7 protein-coding genes are annotated in these 6,085 nt (G+C 69.0%); all 7 read right to left on the reverse strand.

Translation table 11 applies throughout. The features are described 5' to 3' along the window. Positions 1-151: 151 nt before the first annotated feature. Positions 152-796 (reverse strand): hypothetical protein, encoded by a 645-nt coding sequence (locus ABS772_RS24705; RefSeq protein ID WP_350397325.1) that lies wholly within the window; start codon positions 794-796, stop codon positions 152-154. 9 nt (positions 797-805) lie between these two features. Then, complete coding sequence (locus ABS772_RS24710) at positions 806-1,699, reverse strand: ABC transporter permease (protein ID WP_350397326.1); 894 nt, start codon at positions 1,697-1,699, stop codon at positions 806-808. A gap of 38 nt (positions 1,700-1,737) precedes the next feature. Then, the gene (locus ABS772_RS24715) at positions 1,738-2,487 is read right to left on the reverse strand and encodes an ABC transporter ATP-binding protein (protein ID WP_238255603.1); all 750 of its coding nucleotides are present in this window, start codon (positions 2,485-2,487) and stop codon (positions 1,738-1,740) included. Beyond that, positions 2,484-2,762 carry a hypothetical protein gene (locus ABS772_RS24720; protein WP_350397329.1) on the reverse strand — a complete coding sequence of 93 codons (279 nt, stop codon included), beginning with the start codon at positions 2,760-2,762 and terminating at the stop codon, positions 2,484-2,486. The genes ABS772_RS24715 and ABS772_RS24720 overlap by 4 nt, the downstream gene beginning before the upstream one ends. Positions 2,763-2,956: 194 nt before the next feature. Beyond that, positions 2,957-3,391, reverse strand: coding sequence for a cupredoxin domain-containing protein (locus tag ABS772_RS24725; protein ID WP_350397330.1), 435 nt, complete (start codon positions 3,389-3,391; stop codon positions 2,957-2,959). A gap of 78 nt (positions 3,392-3,469) precedes the next feature. Further along, a complete protein-coding gene (locus tag ABS772_RS24730) occupies positions 3,470-4,456 on the reverse strand; it encodes a YVTN family beta-propeller repeat protein (protein WP_350397331.1) in 987 nt (328 codons plus the stop codon). 167 nt (positions 4,457-4,623) lie between these two features. After that, positions 4,624-5,892, reverse strand: a complete 1,269-nt coding sequence (locus ABS772_RS24735; protein ID WP_350397333.1) for an ABC transporter substrate-binding protein — start codon at positions 5,890-5,892, stop codon at positions 4,624-4,626. Between the last annotated feature and the right edge of the window lie 193 nt (positions 5,893-6,085).

A 6,085-nucleotide genomic window follows, 5' to 3' on the forward strand; every position in this document is an offset into this window, starting at 1 on the left:
GAACGCTTCGGGCTTTGCCGGACTCCGTCATCGCGAGGCGGAGCCGAAGCGATCCAGGGCGCGACCTTTTCGGAGATGTCGCGCCCTGGATTGCCACGGCTTCGCCTCGCAATGACGAAGGGAAGACCGAACCGATCGGCCGGAAACCGTGTCAGAGGCGCGCCTGGATGCGGCGGGCGATCTCGCCCAGGCGCTGCTCCAGGATCGTCGGCACCTCGCAGACGTAGGAGACGGACTGGTTCCGCTCGTCGAAGATGCGCCGGTCCCAGTTGAACTGGGTCTCCAGGTCCGCGGCCTCCTTGGAGGCGACCTTGGTGGGATCGGATTCCGGGCTGTCCTTGAGCTCGCTCACCTTGTCCGCCTCGTCGCGGATGCGCTCGGCGAGCCGGCGCTGGCCCTGCGCGTAGCGGGTGATGCCGCTCATCACCGTGCTGCGCTCGCCGTTGATGATCTCGAACACGCCGGCGAAGACGCGGGTGAGACGCTTCGATTTCTCGGCCGGATCGAGCTTCTCGGTGAATTCGTCGAGCAGGGTGTCGGCCTCGCGCAGCTCCGTGCGGCGGGAGGCGAGCTTGCGGGCGAGCTGCGCCGCCTCGCGGTCGTTGCCCCACTCGCCGGCCTCGGCGAGATCCGGCCCGGTCCAGAACGAGCCGTAACCCAAGGTCGTCACCTTGCGCTGGGCGCAGGGCCAATCCGGATCGGCCTTGGGCTGCGCCAGCGCCGGCCCCGCCGCGAGAAGAAGGGCGAGGCAGAGCGGGGCACGAACGGAGCCGAGGGTGGCACGACGAAGGAGCATGGGCGTCTCTCAGGCAGCTTCGCCGGCCGGTCCGCCGCGCCGGGCCATGATGCCGCGGCCCGGATCGTAGGCGATCACGGCGAGGGTGAAGAACAGGAGGCCGGTGCCGACCACGACGGCGCAGGCGACCGGCTCGAAGCGCCCGTAGAGGGCGAAACGCACCAGCTCGACCGCGTGGGTGAACGGGTTGGCCTGGCAGATGAGATAGAGCCACTCGCTCGATGCCCGGACCTGCCAGAGCGGATATAGGGCAGAAGAGGCAAAGAACATCGGGAAGATCACGAAATTCATGACGCTCGCGAAGTTCTCAAGTTGCCGCACCAGCGAGGACAGGAACAGTCCGATGGCGCCGAGCATCAGCCCCGAGGCGAGGAAGGCCGGCAGGGCCGCGAGGTAGCCGACCGGCGGAATGCCGGTCTCCCAGAACCACGCGATGGCCAGGAAGGCGTAGGCCTGCACGATAGAGACACTCACCCCCGCGATCAGCTTGGCGAGCAGCAGCGTCCAGCGCGGATAGGGCGAGGTGAGCAGCACCTTCATCGAGCCGACCTCGCGGTCGTAGACCATCGAGAGCGAGGACTGCATGCCGTTGAAGAGCTGGATCATCACGGCGAGCCCCGGCACCACGTAGGCCTCGTAAAGCACGTAGGTCTCGTAGGGCGGCGTGATCGAGGTGCCGAGCGTGTTGCGGAAGCCCGCCGCGAAGATGAACAGCCAGACCAGCGGGCGCACCATCGCCGAGAAGAACCGCTCCTTCTGGTGGAAGAAGCGCAGCAGCTCGCGGCGCACGATGCCGCCCAGGGCGATGAGGTAGCCGACCGCATCGAGCCGGCCCGCATGGGGAACGGGCTTGACGCCGTCCTCGGCGCGGGCCGCGACGGCGGGGTTCGACGGAGAACTCATGACCGGGAACTCATGACCTGGAACTCATGACCGGGACCTCATGCGGCGGACTTCACGGCGCGCCGGTCGGGCTCGGCGACGAGGCGGCGGAAGGCGGCCTCCAGGGTCTCGCCGGGCGCGCCGATCTCCCCGGCGCGGCCGCGGGCGACGATGCGGCCTTTGTGGAGCACGACCGCGTCGTCCTCGGGCGAGATCTCCTCGAAGATGTGGGTCGCCCACAGCACCGACAGCCCCTCCTCGCGCACCAGGGCGCGGACGATGGCGACGATGTCGGCACGCGATTCGAGGTCGAGGCCGACGGTGGGCTCGTCGAGGAGCAGCAGGCGCGGCTCGTGGATCAGCGAGCGGGCGATCTCGATGCGCCGCGACTGGCCGCCGGACAGGGTGCGGATCTTGTCGTCGCGCCGCTCCGCCAGCCCGACGCGGGCAAGCAGGCTCTCGATCCGCGCGCGCGCGGCCGCGCGGCCGATGCCGTGCAGGCTGGCGTGGTAGTGCAGGTTCTGCGCGACGGTGAGGTCGGTGTCGAGGGTGCGCGCCTGGAACACCACGCCGAGGCGGGCGAGCGCCCGTGACGGCTCGCGGTCGAGGGGATGGCCGAGGATCGCGACCCGCCCCTCCTGATTGTTGTAGAGCCGGGTGATCACCGAGAAGAGCGTGGTCTTGCCCGCGCCGTTCGGGCCGAGCAGCGCCATGAAGTGCCCGCGCTCGACCGTCAGCGACACGTCAGACAGCGCGGCGCGCTGGCCGAAGCGGTGGCTGACGCCGGCGACCTCGAGGGCGGCGCTCATCGCGGCAGAGCCCGCTTGGCGTCGTCCAGGGCCTCCAGGCACTCGTCGAACTCGCCCTCGCCCTGCTCGCGCTCGGCGATCTTGAGGGCGCGCTTGAACTTCGGCGGGACGGCCTCGGGCGCGAGTTTTTCCGCCTGCGCCCGCGCCGCGACGATGCCCTCGGCGCAGGCGGACTTGTCGTCGGCCAGGGCGGGGGTGGCGAGGAGAGCGAGGGCGAGAGCGGCGCCCGCAAAAATCCCTCCCCCCGCTGGATCTCGGGCTTGCCCGAGATCCACAAGCATCTTCCCAAGTCGGGCAGGCCCGACTTGGGTGGGGGAGGGTGCCTGCGGAGCAGGCGGGAGACGGGAGCGACGTTTCCGGAGAATGCGGAGCCGGCCCCTCACCCGCCCCCCTTCGGGGGCCACCCTCTCCCGCAGAGGGGAGAGGGAAGACGCCGCGTGCAAGATGAAGCCGATGCGCATGATCATGCTCACTTCACCGTAATCGTGCCGGCCATGCCCTTCTCCTCAAGCCCCTGCGCGTACCACTTGTACGCCCCCGGCTTGATGGCGACGAACTCGATGGCGATCTCGCCGGGATCGTCGAATTCGAGGTGATCGGGCGGGCCGCCGCCGTGGATCTCCTTGTGCTCGATCACGATCTGGTTGAACCAGATGTAGCGGAAGAACTCGGGCGCGTAGAACTTGTATTCCTGCCGCCCCTTGGCGACGATGCGCAGCCGATAGGCCTTGCCGGCTTCCAGCTCGATGTCCTTATTCTCGACCACGAAGTCGTTGCCCTCCTCGTTGCCGAGCACGAGGTCGGGCAGGTTCTGCCGTTTCTTGGTGAGGTCGAGGGCGCCGGCCGGAAGTACGGCGAGCATCAGGGCCGCGGCGGCGAGGCCGAGGCGCGTGGTCCAGGTCATGTCGCTTCCTCCGGTCTCTCGTGTCCGCATCGTCCCGGAAACCGGCAGGCGCCGTTCGGGACGATGCTTGGCCGGCGACTACTTCTTCGAGATCGCCACGCCCCAGGGCAGCAGCCCGACGGGGATGCTCTTGACCACTTTCAGTCCGTCCACGTCGATCACCGAGACGTCGTTGGAGGTGCCGTTGGTGGTGTAGAGCTGCTTCTCGTCGGGGGTGAAGGCGAGCTGCCAGACGCGCTGGCCCACGGGCAGGTACTTCTGCACCTCGTAGGTCTTGGCATCGACCACCGCGACGCGGTTGGCGGGCCCGAGCGCGACGAAGGCCCGGGTCCCGTCCTTGGTGAGGCGCACGCCCACCGGCTGGATCTGCTCGTCGGTGACGCTCGGGATCTTGAAGGTGATCTTCTTGATCACCTTGCGGGTGGCGACGTCGATCACCGAGACGGTGCCGCCGACTTCCGCCGAGACCCAGAGGAACTTGCCGTCCTGGGAGAACTCGGCGAAGCGGGGCCGGGCATCGACCAGCACGTTGTCGATCACCTCGAAGGTCTTGGTGTCGATGAAGTGGGCCATGTTGGTGGTCTCGGAGGTGTTCACGAGAACCTTGCCGTCCGGCGACAGGCCCATTCCCTCCGGCTCGACGCCGACCGGCACCTCGGCCAGCACCTTGTTCTTCTCGATGTCGATGATGGTGACCTGGCTGTCGTCCTCGTTGGCGACGTAGAGCGGGTTGCCGGTCTGATCGAGGATGAACTGCTCCGGGTCGGGCCCCGAGCGCAGCGAGCGGACCACCTTGCCGGTGGCGGTGTCGAGCACGTCGATGCGGTCGTCGTCGCTGGCGCAGACGAACAGCTCCTTGTCGTCCTTCGAGAGGGTCACGCCGCGCGGGCGCCGCCCGACCTTCCAGGTCGCGGTCACGGCCATGGTCGCGGTGTCGATCACCGAGACGGTGTTGGCCTTCTCGTTGGTGACGTAGGCGGTGAAAGCCTGCGCCGTTTCAATCATGCCGAACCACGTGCCCGCGAGCACCGCGCAACCCAGCCCCGCCCTCAAGCGAGCGACCATCGGCGTCCTCCCTGTCGTCTCCGGCGCGTCTTCGCGCGCCCGCATCGAAACCTGTTGCAGCGACATGGTCCTTGCACGCCGCTGCTCAAACAAAAAACCGGCGATGGACGGCCGATGGCCGGGTGGTCGATTGCCGCATCGTCCCCCGCCCGGCCCTAGGCCCGGCCCTACCGGAGCTTGCACGTCGTCTCCGGCTCGTCGGCGCCCAGCGTGTCGAGCGGCGTCCGCTGGTGGATGAAGCCCTGCTCGGGCGCCACCGAGACCATCGCCTTGGGCTGCACCACGATGATCGGCTGGCGCAGCTGGTGGTCCCAGGGCCGGTAGGTCAGCGACACGCCCTTGTAGGCGGGCAGCGAGAAATCGGGTTTCACGAGATGGGCCGCGAGCGTGGCCGGATCGGTGCTGCGGGTCTGCGTCGCCGCCTCGCCGACGGTGCGCACGGCCGCCCAGACCTGATAGTCGAGCGGCCGCATCAGGCGGCCGGCGAGCCGGCGGAAGCGGTTCTGCGCCTGGGCCGCGCCCCAGGTCTCCAGGGTCGGATGCCAGGTGGTGGCGATCAGCCCCTGGGTGCCGCCGACGGGACGCGGATCGACGGTGCGGTACGGGACGTAATCGCCCCAATCCCCCTCCTCGTCGGCGACGATCGCCAGGTCGTAGTCGAGCCCGCGGGTGAACACCATCGCCTCGGCCCGGGTCGGCGTGTCGCCGCGGGCCTTCGCCAGGGGGCCGAAGGTCCAGGGTTTCTCCGCGGTGATCTTGAGGCCGAACTTGCGGGCGGAGTTCCGCAACGCGTCGGCATAGGCCTTGTCGCGCTCGGTCGGGCCGACGATCAGGAAGATCTTCCGCCAGCGCATCAGCGTCAGGTACTGCGCCAGCGCATCCGTCTGCATGGCGCGGCTCGGCAGGACGTGGAACAGGTTGGCGCGGCAATCGGCCCCGCGCAGGCGGTCGTCGGGCGCGCCGGCATTGAGGACGACCGCCCCCGTCTCCTTCAGCGCGTCGGCCACCGCCAGCACTTCGGCGGCGGGCAGGGTCAGCACGAAGAATCTGACGCCCTTGGCCGAAAGATCCTTGGCCGCCTGAACCGGATCGCGCTCGCCGTCGAGGGCGACCTCGTCGAGGGCGAAGGTCTGCTTGGTGAAGCGGCCGGTGGTGTTGTTGTCCTTCACCGCCATGCGCGCGCCGGCGATGCCGAGATCCTCGGGGTCGGCCTCCGCGTCGTAGGAGGAGGGCGCCGGCACCGGGCGGTAGAGCACGGCGATCTGCGTCTCGGAGCCTGGGGCCGGCGCGGTCGCCTGCGCGGTGGGGGAACCCGGCGGCGGCTCGCCGGTGGCCGCCTTCGGTTCCTGGGCGCGGGCGCCATGGGGAGCGGCGAGGCAAGCGGCCAGGCCGGTCGCGAGACCGGCGGCGAGGAGGAGCGGGGCGGACGAACGCATAGGCCGGCACGCTAGCAACATCTTGCCACCGGCCTCAACGACGGAAGCATAAGATTTTCATAAGATTACGGGTCCGCGGATCCTGCCGGGCACCCTCCGCCATTGCCAAATCCTCCGGGACACCAAGTTAACCTCAGCCCGCGCGGCACCGCGCCCGATCCAGGCCCCGATCCCATGCGACTTCGCGCCCTCC

The organism is Methylorubrum podarium (assembly GCF_040270385.1).
GTDB lineage: Bacteria > Pseudomonadota > Alphaproteobacteria > Rhizobiales > Beijerinckiaceae > Methylobacterium > Methylobacterium podarium.

Excerpts from the sequence above, each read along its gene's own strand:
- ABS772_RS24715 (WP_238255603.1), bottom strand. The coding sequence starts at position 2,487 with ATGAGCGCCGCCCTCGAGGTCGCCGGCGTCAGCCACCGCTTCGGCCAG.
- ABS772_RS24705 (WP_350397325.1), bottom strand. The coding sequence starts at position 796 with ATGCTCCTTCGTCGTGCCACCCTCGGCTCCGTTCGTGCCCCGCTCTGC.
- ABS772_RS24730 (WP_350397331.1), bottom strand. The coding sequence starts at position 4,456 with ATGGTCGCTCGCTTGAGGGCGGGGCTGGGTTGCGCGGTGCTCGCGGGC.
- ABS772_RS24725 (WP_350397330.1), bottom strand. The coding sequence starts at position 3,391 with ATGACCTGGACCACGCGCCTCGGCCTCGCCGCCGCGGCCCTGATGCTC.
- ABS772_RS24710 (WP_350397326.1), bottom strand. The coding sequence starts at position 1,699 with ATGAGTTCTCCGTCGAACCCCGCCGTCGCGGCCCGCGCCGAGGACGGC.
- ABS772_RS24735 (WP_350397333.1), bottom strand. The coding sequence starts at position 5,892 with ATGCGTTCGTCCGCCCCGCTCCTCCTCGCCGCCGGTCTCGCGACCGGC.